General features: G+C 74.1%; 24 protein-coding genes. 7 read left to right on the plus strand and 17 right to left on the minus strand.

All coding sequences use genetic code 11. The features are described from left to right. Positions 1-6: 6 nt before the first annotated feature. Positions 7-543 (minus strand): MarR family winged helix-turn-helix transcriptional regulator, encoded by a 537-nt coding sequence (locus AKI01S_RS11380; RefSeq protein ID WP_245681575.1) that lies wholly within the window; start codon positions 541-543, stop codon positions 7-9. Positions 544-844: 301 nt separating this feature from the next. On the opposite strand from AKI01S_RS11380, the gene AKI01S_RS11385 reads away from it, so the two are divergent. After that, positions 845-1,696, plus strand: coding sequence for a siderophore-interacting protein (locus AKI01S_RS11385; RefSeq protein ID WP_067814789.1), 852 nt, complete (start codon positions 845-847; stop codon positions 1,694-1,696). A gap of 7 nt (positions 1,697-1,703) precedes the next feature. Here AKI01S_RS11385 and AKI01S_RS11390 read toward each other — a convergent pair whose 3' ends face one another. Beyond that, the gene (locus tag AKI01S_RS11390; protein WP_067814791.1) at positions 1,704-3,062 is read right to left on the minus strand and encodes an ABC1 kinase family protein; all 1,359 of its coding nucleotides are present in this window, start codon (positions 3,060-3,062) and stop codon (positions 1,704-1,706) included. A 169-nt stretch (positions 3,063-3,231) separates the two neighbouring features. Here AKI01S_RS11390 and AKI01S_RS11395 point away from each other — a divergent pair, with 169 nt between their 5' ends. Then, positions 3,232-4,188 (plus strand): hypothetical protein, encoded by a 957-nt coding sequence (locus AKI01S_RS11395; protein ID WP_157419775.1) that lies wholly within the window; start codon positions 3,232-3,234, stop codon positions 4,186-4,188. Here AKI01S_RS11395 and AKI01S_RS11400 read toward each other — a convergent pair. The 14 genes from AKI01S_RS11400 to AKI01S_RS11460 all read right to left on the minus strand — a co-directional run bounded on the left by AKI01S_RS11400 (position 4,083) and on the right by AKI01S_RS11460 (position 19,353). Then, positions 4,083-4,706 carry a QsdR family transcriptional regulator gene (locus tag AKI01S_RS11400; RefSeq protein ID WP_083999360.1) on the minus strand — a complete coding sequence of 208 codons (624 nt, stop codon included), beginning with the start codon at positions 4,704-4,706 and terminating at the stop codon, positions 4,083-4,085. The two genes, AKI01S_RS11395 and AKI01S_RS11400, sit on opposite strands and share 106 nt — an antisense overlap. 23 nt (positions 4,707-4,729) lie before the next feature. Further along, on the minus strand, positions 4,730-8,023 hold the full coding sequence (lysX, locus tag AKI01S_RS11405) for a bifunctional lysylphosphatidylglycerol synthetase/lysine--tRNA ligase LysX (protein WP_157419776.1): 3,294 nt from the start codon (positions 8,021-8,023) through the stop codon (positions 4,730-4,732). 150 nt (positions 8,024-8,173) lie between these two features. Beyond that, positions 8,174-10,375, minus strand: coding sequence for an MMPL family transporter (locus AKI01S_RS11410; protein ID WP_067814795.1), 2,202 nt, complete (start codon positions 10,373-10,375; stop codon positions 8,174-8,176). A 140-nt stretch (positions 10,376-10,515) separates the two neighbouring features. Continuing rightward, on the minus strand, positions 10,516-11,160 hold the full coding sequence (locus AKI01S_RS11415; protein WP_067814931.1) for a TetR/AcrR family transcriptional regulator: 645 nt from the start codon (positions 11,158-11,160) through the stop codon (positions 10,516-10,518). 98 nt (positions 11,161-11,258) lie between these two features. Then, on the minus strand, positions 11,259-12,416 hold the full coding sequence (locus tag AKI01S_RS11420) for a 4-hydroxybenzoate 3-monooxygenase (protein ID WP_067814797.1): 1,158 nt from the start codon (positions 12,414-12,416) through the stop codon (positions 11,259-11,261). A gap of 97 nt (positions 12,417-12,513) precedes the next feature. After that, positions 12,514-13,311, minus strand: coding sequence for an IclR family transcriptional regulator (locus tag AKI01S_RS11425; RefSeq protein ID WP_245681576.1), 798 nt, complete (start codon positions 13,309-13,311; stop codon positions 12,514-12,516). After that, positions 13,308-13,733 carry a 4-carboxymuconolactone decarboxylase gene (gene pcaC / locus AKI01S_RS54645; RefSeq protein WP_369688713.1) on the minus strand — a complete coding sequence of 142 codons (426 nt, stop codon included), beginning with the start codon at positions 13,731-13,733 and terminating at the stop codon, positions 13,308-13,310. The genes AKI01S_RS11425 and pcaC overlap by 4 nt, the downstream gene beginning before the upstream one ends. Continuing rightward, complete coding sequence (gene pcaD / locus AKI01S_RS54650) at positions 13,723-14,481, minus strand: 3-oxoadipate enol-lactonase (protein WP_369688714.1); 759 nt, start codon at positions 14,479-14,481, stop codon at positions 13,723-13,725. The genes pcaC and pcaD overlap by 11 nt, the downstream gene beginning before the upstream one ends. After that, positions 14,478-15,674, minus strand: a complete 1,197-nt coding sequence (gene pcaB / locus AKI01S_RS11435; RefSeq protein ID WP_067814799.1) for a 3-carboxy-cis,cis-muconate cycloisomerase — start codon at positions 15,672-15,674, stop codon at positions 14,478-14,480. The genes pcaD and pcaB overlap by 4 nt, the downstream gene beginning before the upstream one ends. Then, a complete protein-coding gene (pcaG, locus tag AKI01S_RS11440) occupies positions 15,664-16,203 on the minus strand; it encodes a protocatechuate 3,4-dioxygenase subunit alpha (RefSeq protein ID WP_067814801.1) in 540 nt (179 codons plus the stop codon). Before pcaG ends, pcaB begins: the two co-directional genes overlap by 11 nt. Further along, positions 16,200-16,868, minus strand: a complete 669-nt coding sequence (gene pcaH / locus AKI01S_RS11445; protein WP_067814803.1) for a protocatechuate 3,4-dioxygenase subunit beta — start codon at positions 16,866-16,868, stop codon at positions 16,200-16,202. Before pcaH ends, pcaG begins: the two co-directional genes overlap by 4 nt. Then, a complete protein-coding gene (locus AKI01S_RS11450) occupies positions 16,865-17,506 on the minus strand; it encodes a CoA transferase subunit B (protein ID WP_067814805.1) in 642 nt (213 codons plus the stop codon). The genes pcaH and AKI01S_RS11450 overlap by 4 nt, the downstream gene beginning before the upstream one ends. Further along, entirely contained in the window at positions 17,506-18,264 is a 759-nt protein-coding gene (locus AKI01S_RS11455) for a CoA transferase subunit A (protein WP_067814819.1), read from the minus strand. The genes AKI01S_RS11450 and AKI01S_RS11455 overlap by 1 nt, the downstream gene beginning before the upstream one ends. Before the next feature lie 102 nt (positions 18,265-18,366). Next, the gene (locus AKI01S_RS11460) at positions 18,367-19,353 is read right to left on the minus strand and encodes a sigma-70 family RNA polymerase sigma factor (protein WP_067814936.1); all 987 of its coding nucleotides are present in this window, start codon (positions 19,351-19,353) and stop codon (positions 18,367-18,369) included. Between the two features lie 272 nt (positions 19,354-19,625). On the opposite strand from AKI01S_RS11460, the gene AKI01S_RS11465 reads away from it, so the two are divergent. The 4 genes from AKI01S_RS11465 to AKI01S_RS11480 all read left to right on the plus strand — a co-directional run bounded on the left by AKI01S_RS11465 (position 19,626) and on the right by AKI01S_RS11480 (position 23,931). Next, the gene (locus AKI01S_RS11465; protein ID WP_067814822.1) at positions 19,626-20,753 is read left to right on the plus strand and encodes a suppressor of fused domain protein; all 1,128 of its coding nucleotides are present in this window, start codon (positions 19,626-19,628) and stop codon (positions 20,751-20,753) included. Positions 20,754-20,864: 111 nt separating this feature from the next. Beyond that, positions 20,865-21,995, plus strand: coding sequence for a hypothetical protein (locus tag AKI01S_RS11470; protein ID WP_067814824.1), 1,131 nt, complete (start codon positions 20,865-20,867; stop codon positions 21,993-21,995). Between the two features lie 65 nt (positions 21,996-22,060). Then, positions 22,061-23,059, plus strand: a complete 999-nt coding sequence (locus AKI01S_RS11475; protein ID WP_067814825.1) for an SPFH domain-containing protein — start codon at positions 22,061-22,063, stop codon at positions 23,057-23,059. Further along, positions 23,056-23,931, plus strand: coding sequence for a diacylglycerol kinase catalytic domain-containing protein (locus tag AKI01S_RS11480; protein ID WP_067814827.1), 876 nt, complete (start codon positions 23,056-23,058; stop codon positions 23,929-23,931). The genes AKI01S_RS11475 and AKI01S_RS11480 overlap by 4 nt, the downstream gene beginning before the upstream one ends. Here AKI01S_RS11480 and AKI01S_RS11485 read toward each other — a convergent pair. After that, positions 23,928-24,428 carry an XdhC family protein gene (locus AKI01S_RS11485; RefSeq protein ID WP_067814829.1) on the minus strand — a complete coding sequence of 167 codons (501 nt, stop codon included), beginning with the start codon at positions 24,426-24,428 and terminating at the stop codon, positions 23,928-23,930. The genes AKI01S_RS11480 and AKI01S_RS11485 overlap by 4 nt on opposite strands. A gap of 332 nt (positions 24,429-24,760) precedes the next feature. Here AKI01S_RS11485 and AKI01S_RS50375 point away from each other — a divergent pair, with 332 nt between their 5' ends. Next, entirely contained in the window at positions 24,761-24,973 is a 213-nt protein-coding gene (locus AKI01S_RS50375) for a hypothetical protein (RefSeq protein WP_157419777.1), read from the plus strand. Positions 24,974-25,432: the final 459 nt, after the last annotated feature.

The following is a 25,432-nucleotide window of genomic DNA, read 5'->3' on the forward strand; positions in this document are numbered from 1 at the left end:
TAAAGGTCAGCCGACGAGCCCGCCGAGCCTTCCCTCCAGCAGGAGGAGCAGCTCGCTGAGGCCCCGCGCCATCGCGTCGCGGCGCTCGTCCGGCAGGTCCGACAGCAGCGACGCCTCGTGGGCGAGCTGGGCGGGCAGCAGCCGGTCCACCAGGGCGCGGCCCTCGCCGGTCAGCGCCAGGTGCTGGACGCGGCGGTCGCGGTCGTCGGCGCGGCGCTCGACGAGGCCGCGTCCGGCCAGGGCGCGGACGCGCTTGGTGACGGCGGCGCCGGAGGAGAACGTCTCGCGCGCCAGGCGGCCCGGCGTCACGCCCGGCCCCAGGCGTCGCAGCGCGATGAGGGCGTCGAACTCGGCGCGGGTCAGGCCCGCCCCGGCCAGCGGCGCGTCGGCGGCCTGCTGGAGCAGCGCGGCGCAGCGGTTGATCCGGCCGATCACGGCTATCGGGGCGGTGTCGAGCCCCGGATCGATCTCCCGCCACCGCCGGATGACCCCGGCGACGATGTCGCGCTCCCCTGGGCCGCGCTGCACCGCGCCAGGCTCCACGAGGTCACGCTCCACAGGATCGCGTTCCGCGCGGTCGTGCTCTCCGGGAGTACGTTTCGCCGGATCGTGTTCGGTCACCCGTTGTTCCCCTCCGCCGTGTCCGGCACCGGCTGCGCACGCTCGTAGGGGCGAGGGCGACCGGCGCGCGGTGGCCCTCGCGTTCGGCCCGTTCGACGCGTGCGGCGGTGTGCGTCGCCCAAAAGGTTAGCAAGTATTTCACCAGTAAATTAATGTGGAGCCGGAACCATCTCCCCCGGTGGCAAGTTAGGCTTACCTAAGTACTTTCGAACGAGGGGGACGCATGGCGACACCGACCGAGCGCAGGGCTCCACGGCTCCACGTGGGCACGGTGCTGCGCACCGAGCAGATCACCCCGCACATGATCCGTGTGGTGCTCGGCGGCGAGGGACTGGCGGAGTTCGCCGCCGGCGAGTTCACCGACCACTACGTGAAGCTGCTGTTCCCCCAGCCCGGCGTCGTCTACCCCGAGCCGTTCGACATGGCGCGGATCCGCGAGGAGATGCCGCGCGAGCAGTGGCCGGTGACCCGCACCTACACCGTGCGGGCCTGGGACCCCGGCACGCGCGAGCTGGCCGTCGACTTCGTGTACCACGGCGAGGAGGGCCTGGCCGGGCCGTGGGCCCGGGGCGCCAAGCCCGGCGACCGGATCCGCTTCCTCGGCCCCGGCGGGGCGTACGCGCCCGCCGCCGAGGCCGACTGGCACCTGCTGGTCGGGGACGAGAGCGCGCTGCCCGCCATCGCCGCCTCCCTGGAGCGCCTCCCCGGCGGCGCCCCCGCCCGCGTCTTCCTGGAGGTGGAGGACCCGCTGGAGGAGCAGGACCTGAAGGCCCCCGGCGGCGCGGAGATCGTATGGCTGCACCGGGGCGCGGGCCGGGTCGGCGAGGCGCTGGTGGCGGCCGTGCGGGAGCTGGAGTTCCCGGCGGGACGCGTCCACGCCTTCGTGCACGGCGAGGCCGGGTTCGTCAAGGAGCTGCGCCGCTTCCTGCGGGTGGACCGGGGGCTGCCGCTGGAGCAGCTGTCGATCTCCGGCTACTGGCGCCTCGGCCGCGACGAGGACGGCTGGCAGGCCGGCAAGCGCGAGTGGAACCAGCGGATCGAGGAAGAGGAGGCCAGGGCCCTGACCTCCGCCTAGATCCCGCTCAGGCGGTCTCCTCGCCGCCCTCCTGCCCGGTCTCCTCCGGGTCGTCGGCGAAGCCCGGCAGCCACCGGACCGCCTCGGCCCGGTAGTTCCCCTCGGCCTCCAGCTGGCACAGCACCCCGCCGCAGCTGGCCAGGGCCCGGCTGACCGCCATGTACTGCGGCGGCAGCCGCAGGTGCCGGGCCAGCGCGCCGGGCCGCATGTCGGTCGCCACCCCCATGCCCCGGGTGGTCTCGCGCCGCAGCCACTCCCGGCTGTAGCGGAACCGCTCCCGCGTGAACGGCGTGACGTGCGGGGAGACGATCGCCGCGACCTGCTCGGGGTCCACCTCCCCCTCGGGGGCGAGGAACCCCTCCGCGCGGGCCGCCGCGACCATCTCCTCGCCACTGCCGAGGGTGCCGATGCGCAGCAGCCGCCCGATCGACCACTGCAGCTCGGTCGGGACGTGGGCCGCGCCGCCGAAGTCCATGACGCCGAGGCGGCCGTCGTCCAGCAGCCGGAAGTTGCCGGGGTGCGGATCGATGTGGATCATCTGGCAGCGGGCCGGGCCCGACAGGATGAACCGGAACAGCAGCAGCCCGGCGCGGTCGCGCTCCTCCCGCGTCCCCTCGGCGATGACCCTGGCCAGCGGCGTCCCGTCGAGCCACTCGGTGACCAGCACGTGGCCGGACTGGGCGACGACGGCCGGGACCACGAAGTCGGGGTCGCCCGCGTACGCCTCGTGGAACGCGGTCTGCGCGCGGGCCTCGTCGTCGTAGTCGAGCTCCTTCTCCAGCCGCCGCTTCAGGTCGGCGACCAGCGGCTTGACCTCGACGCCGGGGAACAGCGGGGTGATCAGCCGGCTCAGCCGGGCGATCTGGTTGAAGTCGCTCATCAGCGCCTTGCCCGCGCCGGGGTACTGCACCTTCACCGCGACGGTGCGGCCGTCGTGCCAGACGGCCTTGTGGACCTGGCCGATGGAGGCCGCCGCGGCGGGCCGGTCGTCGAACTCGGCGAACAGGTCCCGCCAGTCCGGGCCGAGCCCCTCGGCCAGCACCCGGTGGGTGGTGGCGGCGGGCATCGGCGGCGCGGACTCCTGGAGCCGGGTGAGGCTGGCGCGGAACGGCCCGGCGACCTCCTCCGGCAGCCCCGCCTCGAAGATCGACAGCAGTTGGCCGACCTTCATCGCGCCGCCCTTGAGCTCCCCGAGCACCGAGAACAGCTGGTCGGCGGTGCGGCGCTGGACCTCCAGCGCCACGGCCTCGGCGGGCCTGCCGATCGTGCGCTTGCCGAACCCGAGGGCGGTGCGCCCGGCGAAGCCGAGGGGCAGCGAGGCCAGTTTCGCGGTGCGCGTCACCGCGCGGCGGGGGATGTCACTCACGATCGTTTCCTTCCCTGCGGCGCTCGGCGCACTCCGCCCTGACCGGACGAACCATAACCTTTCCGCTCACCCCTTGACGCTTTCCCACCGTGAGACAAACATGGCGGATGTCTTGTGAGACACATCACTTGAGTGTCTCGGAGCCGACACTGTGGAGGAGGTCGGCGCCATGAGCCCGACGGTGACGGCTCTAGTGGCGGTCGTGCTCTACTACGTGGGGGCGGCGCTGTTCAAGCGGGCCGGGGCGGGGATGCCGCCGCTGCACGGCAGCCGTCCCGGGCTCCTGCTCCGCACGGTGCTGCGCGACCCGATCTGGCTCACCGGCCTGTTCGTCTTCACGATCGGCATGGAGCTGCAGATCGTCGCGTTCGCCGAACTGCCGCTGGGCATCGCCCAGCCGCTGTTCGCCTCGACCCTGCTGGTGCTGGTGTGGACGGGGACCGCCTTCTTCGGCGAGTGGCTCACCGTCCGCGAGTGGTGCGGCCTCGGACTGTTCGCGCTGTCGACGCTGCTGGTCTGGGCGTCGGTGCGGCCCGAGCAGGCCGGGATCGGCTCGCTGCCGCCGCTGTCCCCGCTGCTCGCGACCACCGCGGCCGCCGTGCTGGTCTCGGTCGCGCTGTTCGTGCTGAACGGCCTGTGCCCCGCCGGGCGGCACGCCCGCCCCTCCACGGGCGTGGCCTACGGCCTGGCCAGCGGGATCGCCCTCGGCGCCGGAGAGGTCGCGATCAAGGGGCTGGCCATCGTCAACGCCGAGCAGGGCACGGGCCCGCACCTGCTGGCCACGCCCTACCCCTACCTGATCGGGCTGACGGTCCCGGTCGGGCTCGCCCAGGCGATGATCGCGATGCAGCGGTGCCGGATGGTGGTGTGCATATCGGTCTGCACGATCGCCGCCAAGACCTACCTGCTGCTGGCCGGGACGCTGCTGTACGGCGGCGACTGGCCCGAGGACCCGCTGTGGGGGGTCCTGCGGATCGGCGCGGCGGCCCTGGCGGTCGGCGCGGTGCTGCTGTTCCCCCGCTACGAGCCCGAGCTGCCGGACGACTCGGACGCCGGGCCGGGCCGCAGCAGCAGCCCGATCACCTCCAGGGCGGTGTCGATCTCCGGGCGGGTGCCGCCCAGGTAGTGGGCGTACATGAACGAGTCGGCGATCCGCACGATCGCCTGCGCCAGCGTCTCGGTGGGGACCGTCACCCGGAGCGCGCCCCGGTCGATCTCCCGTTGCAGCTCCCGGAGCAGCACGGCCTTGGCGCGTTCCTCGACCGGTCCCGGCGCGGCGGCCAGCCGGACGAACAGCCCCGGCTCCCGCGCGGTCAGCGCCTTCAGCGGGGCGGCCTCCACCACCGCGCGCATGAAGCGCTCCAGGGCGTCCAGGATCCGGTCCGCGCCGGTCCCGGTGACCTCCCGCATCACCCGCCGGTAGGTGCGCTCGGTCATCTCGGCGAGGATGGCGCCGAGCAGGCGCTCCCGGCTGCCGACCCAGCGGTACAGCGTCGCCCGGCCCACGCCGAGCTCGGCGGCCAGCGCCGACATCTCGATCGGCTCGCCCGCCAGGTAGTGGGCGGTGGCGGCGGCGACCGCGGCGGCGGGTCCGTCCGCCCGGCCGTTCCCCGTGCCGTCCCCGGCTCGTGGCTGCCCGTTCACGCGCCCAGCATCGCACAGCCCGCTCAGCGGCCCGGGCGCACCAGCGGGAACGCGATCGTCTCGCGGATGGAACGGCCGGTGAGCGCGATCAGCAGCCGGTCCACGCCCATGCCCATGCCGCCCGCCGGGGGCATGCCGTACTCCAGGGCGCGCAGGAAGTCCTCGTCCAGCTCCATCGCCTCGGGGTCGCCGCCCGCCGCAAGCAACGACTGCTCGGTGAGCCGCCGCCGCTGGAGGATCGGGTCGATGAGCTCCGAGTAGGCGGTGCCCAGCTCCATGCCGAACACGATCAGGTCCCACTTCTCGGCCAGCCGCGGGTCGTCGCGGTGCGGCCGGGTCAGCGGGGAGGTCTCGGCCGGGTAGTCGCGCACGAACGTCGGCCATCGCAGCTCGTCCTCGACCAGCGCCTCGTACAGCTCCTGCACCAGGCGGCCCTGGCCCCACTCGGGGACGTCCGCCACGCCGGCGCGGGCGGCGTGGCGGGCCACCGTCGCGCGCGGGGTGTCCGGGGTGATCTCCTCGCCGAGCGCCTCCGACACCGACCCGTACACGGTGATCGCGTGCCAGGGCTCGGCCAGGTCGTACTCGACGCCGTCGCGCGCCACGACCGTGGTGCCGAGCGCGGCGCGGGTCCCGGCCAGGACCAGGTCGCGGGTCAGCGCGGCCATGGTGTCGTAGTCGCCGTAGGGCTCGTACGCCTCCAGCATCGTGAACTCGGGGTTGTGGGTGGCGTCCACGCCCTCGTTGCGGAAGTCGCGGCCCATCTCGAAGACCTTGCCCAGCCCGCCGACCAGCAGCCGCTTGAGGTACAGCTCCGGGGCGATCCGCAGGTACATCCGCATGTTGTAGGCGTTGATGCGGGTGGTGAACGGCCGGGCCGCCGCGCCGCCGTGGACGGGCTGCAGGATCGGGGTCTCGACCTCCAGGTAGCCGCGGTCGCGCAGCACGTCGCGGACGGCCGCCACCGCGTCGCCGCGCATCCGCAGCATCCGCCGGGACTCGTCGTTGACGATCAGGTCGACGGCGCGCAGCCGCACCCGGGCCTCGGGGTCCGACAGCCCGGAGCGCTTGTCGGGCAGCGGGTGCAGCGACTTGGCGGTCAGCGTCCAGGAGTCGGCCAGCACCGACAGCTCGCCCTTGCGGGAGGTGACGACCTCGCCGGCCACGCCGACCTGGTCGCCGAGGTCGACCAGCGACCGCCAGGTGCGCAGGCTCTCCGGCCCCAGCCGGTCGGCGGTCAGCATCACCTGGATGTCGGCGCTCTCGTCGCGCAGGGTCGCGAAGACCAGCCGGCCGTGCTCGCGGGCCAGCATGATCCGCCCGGCGACGGCGGCGCGCTCGCCGGTGTGGGTGTCGGCGGCCAGCCCGGCGTGCCGGGCGCGCAGGTCGGCGGCGAGGGCGGTGCGGTCGAAGCCGAGCGGGTAGGGCTCCATCCCCGCCGCCTCGATCCTGGCGAGCTTGGCGTGCCGGACGCGTTCCTGCTCCGACAGGCGGCGGCGCGGGGCGCGCAGCGCCTCGGCGCTGTCCTCGATCTCCCTGATCCGCGCGACGAGCCCGGCGGAGGGCACCGCACCCGCGGCCTGCTCCAGCCGGCGGCGGCCGAAGCTCGGCAGGAAGCCCTCGGCGACCGCGTAGGCGACGCCGACGCGGATCAGGCCGGTGCTGCCGTGCGGGAAGCAGATGAAGCGCGGCACCCACTCGGGGTGGTACTTGGCGTTGGCCAGGTACAGCGACTCCAGCTGCCAGAAGCGGGAGGCCAGCGACAGCCACCGGTAGGCGAGCCGGACGACGGGCCCGGCGCCGATCTGCTGGCCGCGTTCGAACACCGCCCGCAGCATGGCGAAGTTCAGCGAGACCCGGCGCACGCCGATGGCGCCCGCGCCCTCGGCGAGCTTGGCGACCATGAACTCGTTCAGGCCGTTCTCGGCGGCCCGGTCGCGGCGCATCAGGTCCAGCGACAGCCCGGTGCGGCCCCACGGCACGAAGCTGAGCAGCCCGCGCAGCTCGCCCTGGGCGTCGAACGCCTCCACCATCACGCAGCGCCCGTCGGTGGGGTCGCCGAGCCGGCCGAGGGCCATGGAGAAACCGCGTTCGGTCTCGCCCTCGCGCCAGTGGTCGGCGCGCTGCACGATCGCGGCCATCTCGGCGGCCGGGATCTGCGAGTGGCGGCGGACGCGGACGGTGTACCCGGCGCGCTCGACGCGGCGCACCGCCTGGCGCACCGGCCGCATCTCCCGGCCGTCCAGGTTGAACTCCGACAGGTCGAGGATCGCCTCGTCGCCGAGCTCCAGGACGTTCAGGCCGTGCCTGCGGTACTCGACGGCGGCGCGCTCGCCGGCGCTGACCGCGCCGGGCGTCCAGGAGTGGGCGCGGCACTCGGCCAGCCAGGCCTCGATCGCCTGCCCCCACGACTCGGGATCGCCGAGGGGGTCGCCGCTGGCCAGGCAGACCGAGCCCTGGGCGCGGTAGGCGATGGCGGCCCTGCCGTTGGGCGCGACGATGACGTCCTTGTCGCGGCGCAGCGCGAAGTAGCCGAGGGAGTCGTCCTCGCCGTACTCGGCCAGCAGCCGCCGCGCCGGGAGCTCCTCCTCGGCCGACAGCTGCGCCGGCCGACGGGCGGGCCGGAACAGCGCCCACATGGTCAGCACCAGCAGGCCCGCGCCGACCACGCCGAGGATGAAGTCCACCCAGGCGGGGACCGCGACGTAGACGGTGCTGCCGGTGACGCCCGCGCCCAGCACCGTCTGGAGCACCACGTAGACCGGCTGGGTCCAGAACCCGCCCCGGGGGTCGGTGTCGGTCAGGTGCACCAGCGTCACCCCGACCACGCCGCTGACCAGCACCAGCGCGCCGAAGACGACCAGCGCCAGCCGCCGGTTGGCCCGGTCGGGCAGCGCGGAGAACTCGCGGCGGGCGGCCAGCAGCAGCGTCAGCACCAGCCCGTAGGCGACGGCCGCGATCCACTCGCCCCCGCCGGTCCGCAGCTCCGGGTCCTGCGGCGGTTCCACCGCGTTGAGCAGCACGGTCAGCACCAGCAGCGCGAAGTACGCGCCGATCACCAGGGAGGTGATCCGCCACGCCGACTTCTTGTGCCGCCGGACCCCGGCCGACAGCAGGAGCATCATCAGGCCCCAGGGCAGGCTGGCCCACCAGCCGAAGTACCCGATCCAGCGCAGCACCCACACGCTCGCCAGATCGTCGAACCAGGTGGCCGACAACCGGGCCGACACCCATGCCACGATCGAGACGATCCCCGACACCAGCAGGTACCAGGAGACGATCTCCGGTACCCGCTCGATCACCCTTCCGACGCGCATCTGTCCCCCGGCCCCCGCGTGCCCGGCACGGTCCTCCCCGCTGCCGCACCTGGTCAGGGTACCCGTGGCGTGATCAGCGATAACACCGACGAAAGTCGCGGCGGCGCCCGACCTTGGTCGGGCGCCGCCGCGCCGGAGGTCGCCTCGCGGTCAGGTGCGGGCCGCCGCCGGGACGGGCTCGTCCCCGGTCGCGCCGGGCAGGGCGTGCCGCAGCTTCTCGCCCTCGACGTCGACGTCGGGCAGCAGCCGGTCCAGCCAGCGCGGCAGCCACCACGCCGACCGGCCGAGCAGCGCCATCACGGCCGGGACGATGGTCATGCGGACCACGAACGCGTCGAACGCGACGCCCGCGGCCAGCGCGAACCCGATCATCGTGATCATCGTCTCGTCGGAGGCGACGAACCCGGCGAACACCGCGATCATGATGGCGGCGGCGGCGGTGACGACCCGCGCGCCGTGCCGGAACCCGGCGACCACGGCCTCGCGCGGCGCCGCGCCGTGCACGTACGCCTCGCGCATGCCGGTGACCAGGAACACCTGGTAGTCCATGGCGAGGCCGAACACCACGCCGATCAGCAGGATCGGCAGCAGACTCATGATCGGCCCGGTCTCCGGGACGCCGAACACGTCGGCCAGCCAGCCCCACTGGAACACCGCCACGACCGCGCCGAAGGTGGCGGCGACGGTGAGCAGGAAGCCCGCGGTGGCCTTCAGCGGCACCAGCAGCGACCGGAACACCAGGGTCAGCAGCAGGAACGCCAGCCCGACCACGACCAGCAGGTAGGGGGCGAGGGCGTCCGACAGCTTGGCCGAGATGTCGATGTTCATGGCGGTCGAGCCGGTGACCATGGCGCGCGCGCCGGTGGTCTCGCGCAGGTCGCCGCTCCGGTCGCGGATGGCGGAGACCAGGTCCTCGGTGGCCTTGTCGCTGGGGCCGCTCTTCGGCACGACGGTCAGCAGCGCGGTGTTCCCGGCGGGGTTGGGCGCGGGCGGGGTCACCACGGCCACGTCCCTCATGCGCTGGAGCTCCCCGGCGAAGCGCTGCGCGGGCTCCTGCACGCCGCCGCCGGAGCCGGACTCCACGACGACCATCAGCGGGCCGTTGACTCCCGGGCCGAAGCCCTCGGCGATCAGGTCGTAGGCTTTGCGCTGGGTGGTGTCGGGCGCGGCGACCTCGTCGCCGGGCAGGCCCAGGCGCAGGTCGGTGGCCGGGTAGGCGACCGCGCCCATGGCGGCGACGGCCAGCAGCAGCACCGGCAGCGGGCGCCGCACGACGAACCGGGCCCAGCGCTCGCCCAGCGGAGCCCTCCCCTCGGCGGGGCCGCCGCGCAGGCCGGGGATGCGGCCGCCCAGCACCCGGCGCCCGGCCATGCCGAGCAGGGCGGGCAGCAGGCTGAGCGCGATGAGGACGGCGACGACCACGGCGAACGCGGCGGCCAGCCCCATCTCGGTGAGGATCGGGATGTTCACCACCATCAGCCCGGCCAGCGCGATCACCACGGTGAGGCCGGCGAACACCACGGCCGACCCGGCGGTGCCGACGGCGCGGCCGGCGGCCTCCTCGGGCGCGCGGCCCTCGCGCAGCTCGGCGCGGTAGCGGGAGACGATGAACAGCGAGTAGTCGATGGCCACCGCCAGGCCCAGCATCAGCGCCAGGGTGGAGGTGGTGGAGCTCATCTCGACCAGGCCGGTGGCGGCGGTGATCGTCGCCATCGCGATGCCGACGCCCAGCAGCGCGTTCAGCAGCGGCAGCCCGGCGGCGATCAGCGAGCCGAACGTGATGACCAGCACCAGGGCGGCGACCGCCACACCGATGATCTCGGTGGCGCTCTGCTCGGGGATGCCCTGGGTGGCGCTGCCGCCGTACTCGACGGTCAGCCCGGCGGCGCGGCCCTGCTCGGCCGCGGCCCTCAGGGCGTCGCGGTCGGCGCCGGTGACGTCGATCGGCGACACCTTGTAGGCCACCTGGGCGTAGGCGGTGCGCCCGTCGGGCGAGACGGCCCTGGTCTGGAACGGGTCGGCGACGGAGGCGACCTTCGGGACGGTCCGCAGCCTCGCGACCACCCCGTCCACGGCCGCCTTCGACGCCAGGGCGGTGATCTTCTCACCGCCGGGCGCGCGGAAGACCACGCGGGCGGTCGCGCCGTCGGCGTTGGCCTGCGGCATCCGGTCCTTCAGCAGGTCCATGGCCTGCTGGGACTCGGTGCCGGGCATCGAGAAGTCGTTGGCGGTGGGGCCCTTCAGGGTGGCGGCGCCGACGCCCGCCAGGACGAGCAGGCCCGCCCACAGCGCGGCGACCAGCCATCGCCGCCGGAACGAGAACCGGCCGAGCCGGTACAGGAACGTGGCCACGGGTGTCTTCCCCTCGATGGTTGCCGGACATGCTTGCCTCGCCCGGTGGCGGACCGGCCGCCGGGCCTTCAGGGGTGGGATGGGCCGCCGGGTGCCGTCTCCGGGCCGTGAGGCGGCCGTCCGGCCCGGCGGTCGGGGGTCTAGGCGGGCGCGGTCCCCGCGCCCTCCGGTGGGGCCTCCTCCGCGGACCCGTGGGGGGTGGGCAGCCCGGAGCGAAGCCACAGGAAGGCCTCGTCGACCAGCGTGCCGGGGTCGGCGCCGTCGGGGCCCTCGGCCCACATCGCCATCGCGGTGCGCAGCGCCAGCCCCGCCGCGCCCGCCATCAGGTGCGGGTACACGTCGCGCGCGGGGTCGGTGCCGGAGCGTTCGGCGATCAGCTCGGTGGCGCGCCGCAGCATCTCGTCGAGCCCGGACAGCTCCCGGGCGATCAGGACGGGCTCGGCGAGGACCACGCGGACCAGGGCGAGGGTCTCGGCGCGGTCGCCGAACGAGGCCAGGGCGACCCTGGCGACGTTGTGCAGGGTGTCCCAGAGGGGCTCGTCCGCCGGGCGGGACGCCAGGGTGTCGAGACCGGTCCGCGCCCCGTCGAGGAGCGGGGCGACGATCGCCTCCTCCTTGCCCGGGAAGTAGTTGTGGAAGGTGCGCGCCGACACCCCGGCGGCCTCGGCGACCGCCTCGACCGTCACCCCGGCGACGCCGTGCTCCAGCGCCAGCCGCACGGCGGCGCGGCTGAGCGCCTGCCGGGTCGCGGCCTTCTTGCGTTCACGGAGTCCATGCACGGTCATGCGGACCACGCTAGGACAAACCTGCGTGGTCCGCAAAATTTCCGGATATGCAAAGTTGCGTGATGTGCATCTCAGTGCACATCGGCCCGGGCCACGGGCTACTTCAGGGGCAACCCCGCGTAGTTCTCGGCCAGGGAGGTCATCGCGGCCTGGGAGGAGACGACGTACTCCAGGTGCGAGCGCTGGAGGCGGTGCTCGAACGGGGTGGCCCCGGGGTCGGTGTGCAGCAGCGTCGTCATCCAGTAGGAGAAGTGCTCGGCCCGCCAGACGCGCCTGAGGCAGCGTTCGGAGTAGCCGTCGAGCAGGGTCTCCGAGCCGGAGGCGTAGCGCTCGGTGAGCGCCTCGGCCAGGACCGTCACGTCGGCGACGGCCAGGTTGAGGCCCTTGGCCCCGGTGGGCGGCACGATGTGCGCGGCGTCCCCGGCCAGGAACAGCCTGTCGTGGCGCATCGGCTCGGCGACGAAGCTGCGCATCGGGGTGATCGCCCGGTCGGTGATGGGGCCCTCGCGCAGTTCCCAGCCGTCGTCGGTGGCGAACCGGGCGGCCAGCTCGTCCCAGATCCGGGCGTCGGACCAGGCGCCGAGGTCCTCGTCGGGCGCGACCTGGAGGTACAGGCGGCTGACCTTGGGCGAGCGCAGGCTGTGCAGGGCGAAGCCGCGCTCGTGGCTCGCGTAGATCAGTTCGTCGGTGGACGGCGGGACGTCGGCGAGGATGCCGAGCCAGGCGAACGGGTACTCGCGGGAGAACGTCCGCACGTCCGGGACGGCGGGGCGGCTGACGCCGTGGAAGCCGTCGCACCCGGCGATGTAGTCGCACTCCAGGACGTGCTCGGCGCCGTCCTGGCGGAAGGTGACGCTGGGCGCGGCCGGGTCGACGGCCAGGACCTCGGCCTCGAAGCGGACGTCGCCGCCGTCGGCGAGCCGCCGTTCGACCAGGTCCTTGACGATCTCGGTCTGCGCGTAGATCGTCACGGTGCGGCCGGTCAGGTCGGTGATCGGGACGCGGTGCCCGGCGCCGCCGAACCGCAGCTCCAGGCCGTGGTGGACCAGGCCCTCGCGGTCCAGGCGCCCGCCGACGCCGGTGTCGCGCAGCACGTCGGTGGTGTTCTGCTCCAGCATCCCGGCGCGCTGGCGGCGTTCGACGTAGGCGCGGTCGCGGCTCTCCAGCACCACCGAGTCGATGCCCTGCCGGTGCAGCAGATGGGACAGCAGCAGTCCGGCGGGCCCTGCGCCGATGATCGCGACCTGGGTGCGCATGAGGATCTCCTTGGGTGGGGTCGGGGGTGGGGCGCCGTGGCTCAGGCGGGGGTCGGGCCTGGGTCGGGCGGGGAGCCGGCGGGGGTCGGGCGGAGGGTCAGGCGCTGTCGCGCCGGGCGGCGGGGTCGCCGCGCCAGTGCACGGCCACGTCGCGGGACAGGGCGCGCGCGGCGGTGGTCAGGGGCGGCAGCAGCCGCCGCAGGTCGGCGCTGCGGGTGCGGGCGACCAGCGACAGCGCGGCCACGACGGTACCGTCGGCGGCCCGGACGGGGGCGGCGACCGAGGCCGCGCCGATGGTCATCTCGTCGCGGGTGACGGCGTAGCCGTCGCGGCGGACCTCGGCCAGGCAGTGCCGCAGCCGCTCGGGGTCGGTGATGGTGCGGGGCGTGAGCGCGGGCAGCCCGGCGGCCAGCACCGCCTCGCGTTCCCGTTCGGGCGCGAAGGCCAGCAGCACCTTGCCGACGCCGGTGGCGTGCAGCGGCAGCGCCGCCCCGACGTGGGTCACGATCGGCACCGAGCGGGTGCCACGCAGCCGTTCCAGGTACAGGGCGCTGCCGTCGCGCAGGACGGCGAGCTGGACGTTGTCGTGCGTGGCCTCGTAGAGGTCCTCCATGTGGGGCAGCGCCAGCTCGCGCAGCCCGGTGACGGCCCCGGCCCGGGTCCCGATCCGCCACAGCCGGGTGCCGACGCGGTAGGTGCCGTCGGGGGCGCGTTCCAGGAAGTCGCCCGCCGCCAGCTCGCCGACCAGGCGGTGCCCGGTGGCGGGCGGCAGCCCCGCGCGGCGGCAGATCTCGCTGAGGGTGAGGCGGACCCCGCCGTCGGCGAACGCGTCCAGGATCGCCATCACCTTGCCCGCGACGCTCGGCGGGCGTGTCCGCTCGGCCACTTCGATCACTCCGGTCGTTCCTCGAGCACCCGCTGCGCGACGGCGAAGGCCGCGTTGGCGGCGGGAACCCCACAGTAGACGGCCGTCTGGAGGAGGACCTCCTTGATCTCCTCGGGGGTCAGGCCGTTGCGCAGCGCGGCCCGCACGTGCATCGCCAGCTCCTCCAGGTGGCCGCCGGCGACCAGGGCGGTGAGGGTGACGCAGCTGCGGGTGCGGCGGTCCAGCCCGGGCCGGGTCCAGATCTCGCCCCAGGCGTAGCGGGTGATGAGGTCCTGGAAGTCGGCGGTGAGGTCGCTGGTGCGGGCGACGGCGCGGTCCACGTGGGCGTCGCCGAGCACCTCGCGGCGGACCCTCATGCCCGCGGCGTGCCGCCGCGCGTCGTCCATCGTGCTGTCGTCCGTCGTGCCGCCGTCCATCGTGTCACCGTCCATCGCGGGCTCCCTCCAGATGCTTGATGATCGCTTCGGTGACGGGGCCGGGGCGCTCGGCGTTCGCCAGGTGCCCGGCGGCCTCGACGACCGTGTGGGCCGCGCCGGGAATGCCCTCGGCCAGGACCCGGCCGTGCCCGGCGGGCGGGGTCGGCAGGTCCTCGGCCCCGGAGATCACCAGCGTGGGCGTGGTGATCTCGCCGAGGCGGGCGGTCGCGTCGAACGCGGCCAGCGCGTCGCAGCAGGCCGCGTACCCCTCGGGGTCGGTGGCGCGCAGCATCGCCGCGTAGGGCCCGGCGCCGGTGAAGCCCGGGGTGAACCAGCGGCCCGGCGCGGAGTCGGCGACCGGGCCGACGCCCTCGCGGCGGACCAGCGCGGCCCGGTCCCGCCACGCCCGCGGGTCGCCGAAGCGCGGCGAGGTGCAGCACAGCACGAGGGCGGTGAGGCGTTCGGGGGCGCGCAGCGCCAGGGCCGTGCCGACGGCCCCGCCGAGGGAGACCCCGGCGTAGGCGGCGCGGTCGACGCCGAGCCCGTCCAGGAGCGTCACGACGGCGTCGGCGAGGTCGTCGACGGTGAAGCCGGTCGCGGCCGGGGATGCGCCGTGGCCCGGCAGGTCGTAGCGCACGACCCGGTACCGGGCGGTGAACGCCTCCAGTTGCGGCCGCCACAGGTCGGCGGTGGTGCCCAGGGAGGGGCCGAGGACCAGCGGCGGCGCGTCCGCCGGGCCGTCGACGCGGTGGTGCAGGATCATGCGGGGCTCTTCCGGTAGGTCGCCAGCGCCCGGTCGACCAGCGCGGACGCCGCGCCGGTGTCGGCGGGCCCGCCGTGGTCGGCCAGGACGGTCAGCAGGCCGTCGAGGTTGGCGCGCATCCGGTCGGGGCGGACCTCCAGGCCGGGCAGCAGCTCGGCGGCGGTCGCGGCGGCGCCGCCGGCCAGCCGCAGGCACTCGCGCAGCGGCTGCCACTCGGCGTGCCACTCCCCCGCCGGGCGTTCCAGCGGCGCCGCCTGGGCGGCCAGCAGGATCTGCGCCTGCGCGGGGACCTGGAGCGCGGCCGACCGGATCAGGACGGCCAGGGCGGGGTTGCGCTTGTGCGGCATCGCCGAGGAGCCGCCGCGGCCGGGCCCGGCGGCCTCGGCGACCTCGTCGATCTCGCTCTGCGCCAGCACCGCCACATCGGTGGCGATCTTGCCGAGGGCCCCGGCGACCAGCGCCAGGGCCGCGCCGAGCTCGGCGACCGGGGTGCGGCGGGTGTGCCAGGGCAGGTCGGACCGGGCCAGGCCGGTCTCGGCGGCGAACGCGGCCGTCAGGTCCAGCGCCCGGTCGCCGTAGGCGTCGAGCGTTCCGGCCGCGCCGCCGAGCTGGGCCGGCAGCGCCACGGCGGCCAGGCGGTCGCGGGCCTCCAGCAGGCCGAGCAGCCAGCCCGCCGCCTTCAGCCCGAACGTCACCGGCAGCGCCTGGCGGCCCAGGGTGCGGCCCGCCAGGGGCGTGTCGCGGTGCCGTTCGGCGTGACCGGCCAGCGCGTCCAGTGCCGTTTTCAGGTCGGCGAGGATGACGCGCCTGGTCCGGTCCGCCACCAGCATCGCGGCGGTGTCCACGATGTCCTGGCTGGTCGCGCCCCGGTGGACGTGCTCGCCCGCCGCTCCGGCGAGCGCGCGCAGGTCCTTCACCAGCGGGACGACGGGGTTCCCGGCGCCGCGGGCGCGGCGGGCCAGCGCGGGCAGGTCGATCCGGTCGGCGTCCGCGACGGCGGCGATGGCCTCGGCGGCCTCGGCGGGGATGATCCCGAGGCGGGCCTGGGCGCGGGCCAGCGCCGCCTCGGCGTCCAGCATCGCCTGGAGCCAGGCCCGGTCGCCGGTCGCCGCCTCGGCCCGCGTTCCGGCGCGGACCGGGGACAGCAGGCCGGCGTCGAGGCCGGCGTCGAGGCCGGAAGGGTCAGAAGGCAAAGAAGACCGTCTCCTGTTCGCCCTGCATGTGGATGTCGAAACGGTACGTCCGCTCCCCCTCGGCCGCGGCGACCAGGGTGGCGCGGCGGTCGGCGGGGACCTCGTTCAGCACCGGGTCGGCGGCGTGGGCGGCGGTGTCCTCGGGGAAGTACAGGCGGGTGAACACCTGCCGCAGCAGCCCCCGCATGAACACCTGCACGGCGATGTAGGGCGCCGAGCCGTCGCCGACCGCGCCGGGCCGGACGGTGGTGAAGTGGTAGCGGCCGTCGAGGTCGGTGGGGCAGCGGCCGAAGCCGGAGAACGCGTCGTCCTCGCGGCGCAGCGCGCCCTGCCGGCGGGGGATCCCGCCGTCGCCGTCGGGCTGCCAGATCTCCACGATCGCGTCGGGGACCGGGTCGCCCGCGCCGTCCAGGACGCGGCCGTGCAGCCTGATCGCGTCGGTCCGCCAGCCGGGGACCAGGTCGGGTCCGCCGTCGTAGGGCAGGGCGTAGCCGAAGAAGGGGCCGACGGTCTGCGAGGGGGTGGTCATGCGTCCTCCGTCGGGGTCTGGCCGAGCACGATGTCGAACTGGTAGCCCAGGGCCCACTCCGGCACGGTGGTGTCCAGGTCGAAGCGGGAGACCAGGCGCCGGCGGGCCTTCTCGTCGGGGATCGACTGGAAGATCGGGTCGTGGGCGAACAGCGGGTCGCCCGGGAAGTACATCTGGGTGACGAGCCGCTGGGTGAACGCCGTGCCGAACACCGAGAAGTGGATGTGGGCGGGCCGCCAGGCGTTGTCGTGGTTGCGCCACGGGTAGGCGCCCGGCTTGATCGTCACGAACTCGTAGCGGCCCTGGGCGTCGGTGAGGGCGCGGCCGGCGCCGGTGAAGTTGGGGTCCAGCGGCGCCGGGTGCTGGTCGCGCAGGTGGGCGTAGCGGCCGGCGGCGTTGGCCTGCCAGACCTCGACCAGCGCGCCCGGGACCGGGCGTCCGGTGGAGTCCAGCAGGCGCCCGGTGACGATGATGCGCTCGCCGAGCGGCTCGCCGGAGTGCTGCTTGGTCAGGTCGTTGTCCAGCGCGCCGAGTTCGGCGTGCCCGAACACCGGGGAGGTCAGCTCCACGCTGTCGGGGCCGAGCTTGGGCAGCACCAGCTCCCGCGAGGGGGCCCGCAGGACGGTGCTCTTGTAGGCCGGGGACAGGTACGGGGGGTGGGTCACGGGTGGACCGCCTCCTTCAACGGGGGTTCGGTGGCGGCGCGGATCTCGTCGGGGGTGACGCCGGGTGCGGTCTCCACCAGCACCAGGCCGTCGTCGGTGACGTCCAGCACGCCGAGGTCGGTGATGACGCGGTCGACGCAGCGCGCGCCGGTGAGCGGCAGCGCGCACTCGTTGACGATCTTGGGTGAGCCGTCGCGGGCGGTGTGGTTCATCACCACGATCACCTTGCGGGCGCCGTGCACCAGGTCCATCGCGCCGCCCATCCCCTTGATCATCTTTCCGGGGACCGACCAGTTGGCCAGGTCGCCGCGGGCCGAGACCTGCATGGCGCCGAGCACGGCGATGTCGATGTGGCCGCCGCGGATCATGCCGAACGACAGCGAGGAGTCGAACGCGGCCGCGCCGGGCAGCAGGGTGACGGTCTCCTTGCCCGCGTTGATGAGGTCGGGGTCGACCTCGTCCTCGGTCGGGTAGGGGCCGACGCCGAGGACGCCGTTCTCGGCGTGCAGCACCACCTGGCGCCCCTCGGGCAGGAAGCCGGGGATCAGGGTGGGCAGGCCGATGCCGAGGTTGACGTAGGCGCCGTCGGGGAGTTCGGCGGCGGCGCGGGCGGCGATCTGTTCGCGGGTCCAGGGCATCAGCGCGTCGTCCTCTTCTCGATGGGCTTGTCGGCGGCCTGCTCGGGGGTGAGCGGGAGGACGCGCTGCACGAACACGCCCGGCAGGTGCACGGCGTCGGGGTCGAGGTCGCCGGGCTCGACCAGCTCCTCCACCTCGGCGACCGTGATCCGCCCGGCCATCGCGGCGAGAGGGTTGAAGTTGCGGGCGGCCTGGTGGAACACGAGGTTGCCGTGCCGGTCGCCCCGGGCCGCGCGCACCAGGGCGAAGTCGGTGGTGATGGCCTCCTCCAGCACGTAGGGGCGGCCGCCGAACTCGCGGACCTCCTTGGGCGGGGAGGCGACCGCCACGGTGCCGTCGGCGTGGTAGCGCCAGGGCAGCCCGCCCTCGGCGACCAGGGTGCCGACCCCGGCGGGGGTGTAGAACGCCGGGATGCCCGAGCCCCCGGCGCGCAGCCGTTCGGCGAGGGTGCCCTGCGGCATCAGCTCGACCTCGATCTCGCCGGCCAGGTACTGGCGGGCGAACTCCTTGTTCTCGCCCACGTAGGAGCCCATGGCGCGGGCGATCCGCCCGGCGGCCAGCAGCTGCCCGAGGCCCCGGCCGTCCAGGCCGCAGTTGTTGGACACGACCCGCAGGCCGGTCGAGCCCCGGTCGTACAGGGCGCCGATGAGGACCGCGGGCACGCCGCACAGCCCGAAGCCGCCGACCGCCAGCGACGCCCCGTCGCCGATGTCGGCGACGGCCTGCTCTGCCGAGGCCACGACCTTGTCGAGTGTCACGCCGAGGTGCCCCCTTCCGCTGAGTGGAACAACACCGCCCTCACCTTCCCAGGTTCCCCGGGTGGTGTGGACGGGCGCTTTCCGCTCAGCGGAAAAGGGCGGCTATCCGGCGGGGAGCGCCTCCGGGAGGCCGAAGTAGGGGAACAGCGTGGTGTCGAGGAACGCCGCCACGTGCGAGATCCGCCCGCCCGCGATGGTGACGACCTCCAGCTGGAACGGGTGGTAGGCGCCGTCCGGGCCGCGCCGGTACATCCCGAACGCGGGCTGCCCGTTGGCCGCGGTCGGCACCATGCGCAGCTCGCCGGGCGACGGGGCGCACTGGGCGGCGATGAGCCGGGCGATGTGGTCAATGCCGGAGAACCACTGTGGGAAAGGCGGCATCTCCCAGGTCGCGTCCTGCTTGAACAGCTCGACCAGGGCCGCGATGTCGGCGTCCTCGAACGCCCTGGCGTAGCGCTCCAGCAGGGCGCGCTGCTCGGGGTCGGTGGGCTCGGCCAGCTCGTCGCGTTCGGGGGCGGCCTGCTCCAGCTGGGCGCGGGCGCGCTGCAGGGCGCTGTTGACCGAGGCGACCGAGGTGTCGAACAGCTCGGCGACCTCGGCGGCCTTCCACTTGAGGACGTCCCGCAGGATCAGCACGACCCGCTGCCTGGCGGGCAGGTGCTGGAGCGCGGCGATGAACGCCAGCCGGGTGCTCTCGCGGGCCGCCACGATCGTCGCCGGGTCGGAGGGGTCGGCGTCCAGCACGGTGTCGGGCACCGGCTCCAGCCAGGGCACCTCGGGCGAGGCGAAGACCGGCCGCTCCGGCTCGTCGGTGGGCGCGCCCAGCCCGGACGGCATGGGACGTCTGCCCCGCTGCTCGATGGCGGTCAGGCACGCGTTGGTGGCGATCCGGTACAGCCAGGTCCGCAGCGAGGAGCGCCCCTCGAAGTCGTCGTAGGACCGCCAGGCCCGCAGGTAGGTCTCCTGGAGCAGGTCCTCGGCGTCGTGGATGGAGCCGAGCATCCGGTAGCAGTGCGCCAGCAGCTCGCGCCGGTAGGGGTCGACGAGTTCCTGGAAGGCCCGGTCCTGCTCGATCGTGCTGTTGCCCATGGTCGTCACCTCGGTCTGCTGCACAGCGGCAATGCCCTGTCTCCGACGTTAGGACACCCCACCGACAAAACAGAGGGGAACGACGGCAACCACGGTGGCCTCCCGTGGCCTCAGCGCCGGGAGTGACCAGAATCGAAAAAGCGTTCGAAGTCATGCCGAAGAGCCCCCGGCTTCGCGCCGCCCCCAACCGTGTTCCACGAAGATCACGGCGGAGGGGACGTCACGACACTACGATCTTGCCGGTCTCCCGCCCCCGGTGAAAGAGGCCATCAGTGCTCACCCACTCCGAACTCGTCCGCGTCTTCGGTCCGGACAGCGTCGTCACGCTCGACCGCGATCAGATGGAGGGGCACGGCTTCCGGCCGGAGGACGCCGGGCTGCTGTGCGAGGTCGGCCTGCCGGTCACCGCCGGCATCCTCTTCACAATGCGCGTGGACGGCCCGTTCGACGCCCTGTCGGTCTTCGAGGCCGAGACGCCGGAACGCCCCGCGCGTTTCATGGTCCTCGGCAAGGGCCGTACCGACGACCGGATCCGCTACGCCATGGAGCTGGAGAGCGGCAACGTCCTCCTCCTCGCGCTGGAGGACGGCGTGCCCGCCCCCGAGCCCGAGACCATCAACACCTCGCTCGGCGCGTTCGTGGAGTTCCTGTACCGGGTCGAGCTGTGCGGGCGGGAGATGGGCGGGGCGTCCCTCGAAGCGACGCGCCCCTACGTCGAGAAGCTCATCACCGACCTGAGGGCGTCTGATGAGCGCGCTCTCGCGCCGGACACGTTCTGGAGCGGGCTGATGGACGCCTACCTTCACGGTGGCGTCCCCCGGCCGCGCGAGGGCAGCCGAGCGGCGATCATCGCCGCGCTGGAGGCGCACCTCCCCGAGGACGAACCGCTGCGCTGGGCGACCGGCACCCCGCTGGGCCAAGGCGTCCAGGAGCTGAGCGCGCACCGCGCGGACGGCTACTGGCTGCTCGTCACCTGGGGCTTCAGCGACCTGGACGGCCTGCTCGACGCCGAATCCGAACCGGGCGTCAGCGGCCTCGGCTTCGAGCTGACGATGCGCGTCCCGCGTGACGAGGGCGACGAGCTGCCGCCCGGCTGGGCGCTGGGGACGCTGCGGAGCCTCGGCGAGTACGTGTTCGGCGAGGGTTACCCGTTCGCCGACGGGCACCGGATGGGCGTGGCCGGGCGGCTCGGTCCCGAGACCAGCAGGCTCGACGCGCTGGTCTTCGTCACGGACCCGCACCTGGGCGCGATCGACACCCCGGACGGCGAGGTCGCGTTCATCACCGCCGTGGGCGTCACCCGGGAGGAACTCGCCGAGGCGAAGGCCACCGGCAACGACGCGCTGCTCGTCCGCCTCAACGGAGCGAACGGCGTCCCCGTCACCGACGTCACCCGGTGAACGTCACCACGACGGGCGTAACGCGGAAGGAGCCTGTTCCGGTCGCCGACTGAGCATGGACGCGCGGGCCTCGCGCCGTCACGATTGAGACGGGCGATACGAGGCGGGGTCATGGGCGTTTTCGAGGCCGAGCGGGACGACTCTCCCATGTCCGCCGACGCGGCGGCCTCCCTGGTCGAGGCCGACCGGAGCTCCTGCGCCCCCGAGCAGCGCGCGCTGTTCCGCTACGAGCTGGCGCGGGCGATCGGGGCCGGTTACGGGCGGGTGCTGCTGTTGCGGATCGCGCGGCCGGTACCCGTCCGCGGGGCGGTGCGCGGGCCCGCCGTCCGGGCGTTCCTGCGGCTGGCGGCCCTCGGGGCGTGGCCCTACGCGGTGACCACGGCCATCGGTGCGAACATGACCGTGCGGTCCCACCTGTACGGCGCGCTGCTGTCGGTGGTCTGCACGCTGATGCTGGCGATGGCGTGGGCCGGGTGGCGGTACGCCGAGCGCAGCGCCGCCCCCGTGGGCGAGATGCTGTGCACCTCCCCCGACGCCGAGGCGTTCGTCTCCTGGCTGGGGCGGACGCAGCGCCTCGCGCCGCAGCTCGCGTGCTCGCTGGCGGGGCTGGGCCTCGGCGTGTGCTCGGCGTACGCGAACTTCTCGCGTCCCGGCGGCACCGGCACCTCCGCGCTGGTGTCGTACCTGCCCGCCGCGTGGGCGGGCTTCCTCGGCGGCGGCGTCCTGTACTGGATCTTCGTGCTCGCGCGGGTGCCGCTGCGGCTGCGCCGCGCCGCGCACCTGCGGCTGTCGTGGCTGGACCCGGCGCACACCCCCGGCATCGCGCGGCTGTGCACCTGCTACGTCCTGGTCTCCACGGGTCTCGGGGCGGGGGTCGTCATGATCGAGGCGGCGGGGGTGGCGATCGCGACCGGGCGGTCGCCGAGGCTGCTCGACGCGTTCGTGTTCGGATTCCCGGTCTTCGCCGCGGCGCTCGCCCTGTACGCGGGGGTGCAGCCGTTCTGGACGATGTCGCGGATCGTGCGCTCCTACCAGCAGGAGGCGTTCGGCCCGCTGCTGACTCAGGTGGCGCGCCCCCCGCACGCCCTGCTCTTCGACCCGGCGCTGCGGGAGGCGCTGGAGACCTACCGGAGCCTGCGCGCGCTGCGCACCCTGCCGGTCCGCACGTGGGCGATCCTGCAGTACGTCACCGGCATCCTCGCCTCCCTGATCATCTTCTTCCTCCAGGAGATCCTCAAGTAATTCTCATCTTGAGAAAACTCTGGTCCCCGGTTATCGTCCAAGTGACGACAACAGAGGGGGTCCCGATGGCGGACATCCAGCGGCGGCCGTTCCTGAGCCACCTGCGCGGCGCGCCCACCAGCTACGTGCGGCACCTGCGCGGCGGACGGGTCGCGCACGAGGGCACGGGGATCTCGTTCTGGTTCCGGCCGCTGTCGGCGGCGATCAGCGAGGTTCCGGTGGACGACCGGGAACTGCCGATGCTGTTCCACGCCCGCACCGCCGACTTCCAGGACGTCGCCGTGCAGGCGACCGTCACCTACCGGATCGGCGACCCGGCGCTGGCGGCGCGGCGGCTGGACTTCGCGATCGACCCCGGCACCGGGCGGTGGCGGTCGGCGCCGCTGGACCAGGTCGCCGCGATGCTCACCGAGATCGCCCAGCAGCACGCGCTGACCCGGCTGGCGCGCATCCCGCTGCGGGAGGCGATCACCGACGGTCCCGCCGCCGTCCGCGACGACGTGGCGGCGGGACTGGACGGCGACGCGCGCCTCACCGACACCGGCGTCACCGTGGTCGGCGTGCGGGTCGTCGCGGTGCGGCCCGAGGCCGAGGTGGAGCGGGCGTTGCAGACGCCCGCCCGCGAGCGGGTGCAGCAGGAGGCCGACCGCGCCACCTACGAGCGCCGCGCGCTGGCCGTCGAACGCGAGCGCGCCATCGCCGAGAACGAGATGCAGAACCAGATCGAGCTGGCCGCCCGCGAGCAGGCCCTGGTCGCCCGGCGCGGCGCCAACGACCGGCGCCGCGCCGAGGAGGAGGCCGCGGCCGCGTGGATCGAGGCCGAGGCCCGCGCCGAACGCGACAAGCTCGCCGCCGCCGCGCAGGCCGAGGCCCGGCGCGTGGTGGGCACGGCCGAGGCCGACGCGCAGGCCGCGCAGCTGGCCGCCTACCGCGACGCCGACCCGGCCGTCCTGCTGGCGCTGGCCGCCCGCGCGGTCGCCGAGCACCTGCCGGAGATCGGGCAGCTCCACGTGTCGCCCGACGTGGTGGCCACCGCGCTGGCCAGGCTCGGCGGATCCCGGTGACGCTCGCACCCCGCGCGGTGGTGGTGCACCGCCGCACCGAGTACGACGAGCTGCTGGCCCGGCACGGCACGCGCGGCCAGGCCGCTTTCCACCTGCGCACGCGGGGCCGCGACATCGCCGAGGTGGAAGCGGCCCACACCCGGGTGACGCGGGCGCGGGCCGAGGTCGCCGCGGCCGTTCCACCCCGCTGGCGGCGCGGCGCGGTGGAACGCGCCGACCTGGACCGGTTCCTGTTCGCGCCGGACGACCTGGTGGTGGTCGTCGGCCAGGACGGCCTGGTCGCCAACACCGCCAAGTACCTGGACGGCCAGCCGGTGATCGGCCTGAACCCCGATCCCGGCCGCAACCCCGGCGTGCTCATCCCGCACCCGGTCGCGGCCTGCGCCGACCTGCTGCGGGACGCGGCGGCGGGCCGCGCCGCGACCGAGGACCGGGTGATGGCGGCGGCCGTCACCGACGACCGGCGCTCGCTGACCGCCCTCAACGAGATCTACGTCGGCCACCCCTCCCACCAGTCCGCGCGCTACCGCCTGGCCGGGGAGCGCCAGTCGTCCTCGGGCGTGCTGGTGGCGACCGGCACGGGCGCGACGGGGTGGGCGCGTTCGGTGTGGCGGGAGCGCGGCGGCCCGCCGCTGCCGGAACCGACCGAACGGGGCCTGGCCTGGTTCGTCCGCGAGGCGTGGCCCTCCCCCGCGACCGGGACGGCGTTCACCGAGGGCCGCCTCGGCCCCGGCGAGTCGCTGTCGCTGGTCTGCGAGACCGACGGCCTCGTCGTGTTCGGCGACGGCGTGGAGTCCGACCGCCTCGTCCTGTCCTGGGGCCAGCAGGTGGAGGTCACCCTGGCGTCCCGCACGCTCCGGCTGGTGCGCTAGAACGCGAAGCCGCCGGGACGCCCGTTGCGGTCGGCCAGCAGACCCGCCAGGGTCGCGACCGCGATCTCGGCGGGGGTGCGGGACCCGATGTTGAGCCCGACCGGGCGATGCACACGAGCGATGGCGTCCTCGGAAACGCCCAGGGCGCGCAGCGCCGGAACATGCGGGGCGGGGTGGCGGGGATTGCCCATGACACCGACCCAGCGGACCGGCTGGGCCAGGACGTCCCGCAGCACCTCCCCCAGCTCGGGACGGTGATGGTCGGTGACCACCACATCAGCGGTGCCATCGAGCTCCGGCACGCGCGCCAGAGCGTCCCCGCCCTTGCCCGCAGGATCCACCAGCAGGCAGGTAAAACCCAGGTCGGACCCGTACCGCAGCAGATACTCCGCCACAGGCGAGGCGAACACGGCGACCAGCGTGCGCTCTCCGGCAGAGCCGCCGACACGACCATGCGCCACATCGCACGCGGGATCGTCCTCACGAGAAAGCCCCATGCGAAACAGTCTCCCAAACCAGCCCCCGGACCGGCTTCCCGCCGCCCGCCACTGTGACCGTGTGCGATCGTGGCGGATTCCGACCATCTGACCAGCACCTCAGCGGACCCGCGCAGCAGCGGTCAGGGTCGGGCAAGAGCGGGCGGCATCAACGTCCTGATGGGCGACCTCACCGCCTGCCGTGACGCGGTGGCCGTTCTGGAGGCGCGCGCATCCTTCCTGACCGCGCGGGGACGGCGCGTCGGGGACGCCGACTCCATCGCCCGACGCGCACCGCCGAACGGCACGCGCAGGTGCAGCCCTGTCTGGATGATGTCGCGCGCACGGCGATCGTGGAAGCACAGGCGGGGATCTCCCTGCCCTTCGGTGAGCCGACCACCGCGCCCCCCAACGCAGAGCCGCACAGCGTTCCCGACGACGTTCCATGGACGCTGCTGACCGGCGTGCCGGACGAGGGCATCCCTGTCACCCACCTCGCCGACGCCGACCGCGTCACTCAGGTCTCCCGAGGCCGCTGGCGCGCGATGCCCGAACACGTTCGGTGACTTGTCTACGTCTATGTCTACGCGCGCGCCTGCACGTATGGCGGACAGGCGAGCCGTAGACGAAGACGAAGACAATCACGCAACGTAACGAAAGGATAGTGATGCCAGACGCCGGAACTCGATGACAACGACCGCAAGTGGGCGCATCGCCAAGCCGCCCGCGCACCGAAGCGGACCGACGCGAAATGGCAGCGGATCAACTCGATCGTTCAGGCACCGAGAAGACGCAAGGAGCGGGGACCCTCGGCTGAGGGCCCCCGCTCGCTTTCCAGATCCGGTCAGTCCGCCGGACGCCACAGCGGTTCGAGACGATCGGGGTTCCACCGCGCTCGGCCGTTCGCAGGGTGGAGCAGCACTGAGATCAGCGCCTCCTCGATGTAGGCCCACCGCTCGGGAAGTGTGAGGTTCGGCCACTCCTCACGCAGCCGGACGGGCCGCGCCGCCGCCCCGCACGTGCGG

Source organism: Actinomadura kijaniata NBRC 14229, from assembly GCF_001552175.1.
In the GTDB taxonomy this organism is placed as follows: domain Bacteria; phylum Actinomycetota; class Actinomycetes; order Streptosporangiales; family Streptosporangiaceae; genus Spirillospora; species Spirillospora kijaniata.

What these genes read in the sequence shown, in the direction of transcription:
- AKI01S_RS11415 (WP_067814931.1), bottom strand. Translation starts at nt 11,160, where the DNA reads ATGACCGTGCATGGACTCCGTGAACGCAAGAAGGCCGCGACCCGGCAG.
- AKI01S_RS11460 (WP_067814936.1), bottom strand. Translation starts at nt 19,353, where the DNA reads ATGGGCAACAGCACGATCGAGCAGGACCGGGCCTTCCAGGAACTCGTC.
- lysX (WP_157419776.1), bottom strand. Translation starts at nt 8,023, where the DNA reads ATGCGCGTCGGAAGGGTGATCGAGCGGGTACCGGAGATCGTCTCCTGG.
- pcaC (WP_369688713.1), bottom strand. Translation starts at nt 13,733, where the DNA reads ATGGACGGTGACACGATGGACGGCGGCACGACGGACGACAGCACGATG.
- AKI01S_RS11470 (WP_067814824.1), top strand. Translation starts at nt 20,865, where the DNA reads ATGGGCGTTTTCGAGGCCGAGCGGGACGACTCTCCCATGTCCGCCGAC.
- AKI01S_RS11450 (WP_067814805.1), bottom strand. Translation starts at nt 17,506, where the DNA reads ATGCCCTGGACCCGCGAACAGATCGCCGCCCGCGCCGCCGCCGAACTC.
- AKI01S_RS11420 (WP_067814797.1), bottom strand. Translation starts at nt 12,416, where the DNA reads ATGCGCACCCAGGTCGCGATCATCGGCGCAGGGCCCGCCGGACTGCTG.
- AKI01S_RS11385 (WP_067814789.1), top strand. Translation starts at nt 845, where the DNA reads ATGGCGACACCGACCGAGCGCAGGGCTCCACGGCTCCACGTGGGCACG.
- pcaD (WP_369688714.1), bottom strand. Translation starts at nt 14,481, where the DNA reads ATGATCCTGCACCACCGCGTCGACGGCCCGGCGGACGCGCCGCCGCTG.
- AKI01S_RS11485 (WP_067814829.1), bottom strand. Translation starts at nt 24,428, where the DNA reads ATGGGGCTTTCTCGTGAGGACGATCCCGCGTGCGATGTGGCGCATGGT.
- pcaG (WP_067814801.1), bottom strand. Translation starts at nt 16,203, where the DNA reads ATGACCACCCCCTCGCAGACCGTCGGCCCCTTCTTCGGCTACGCCCTG.
- AKI01S_RS11475 (WP_067814825.1), top strand. Translation starts at nt 22,061, where the DNA reads ATGGCGGACATCCAGCGGCGGCCGTTCCTGAGCCACCTGCGCGGCGCG.
- AKI01S_RS11395 (WP_157419775.1), top strand. Translation starts at nt 3,232, where the DNA reads ATGAGCCCGACGGTGACGGCTCTAGTGGCGGTCGTGCTCTACTACGTG.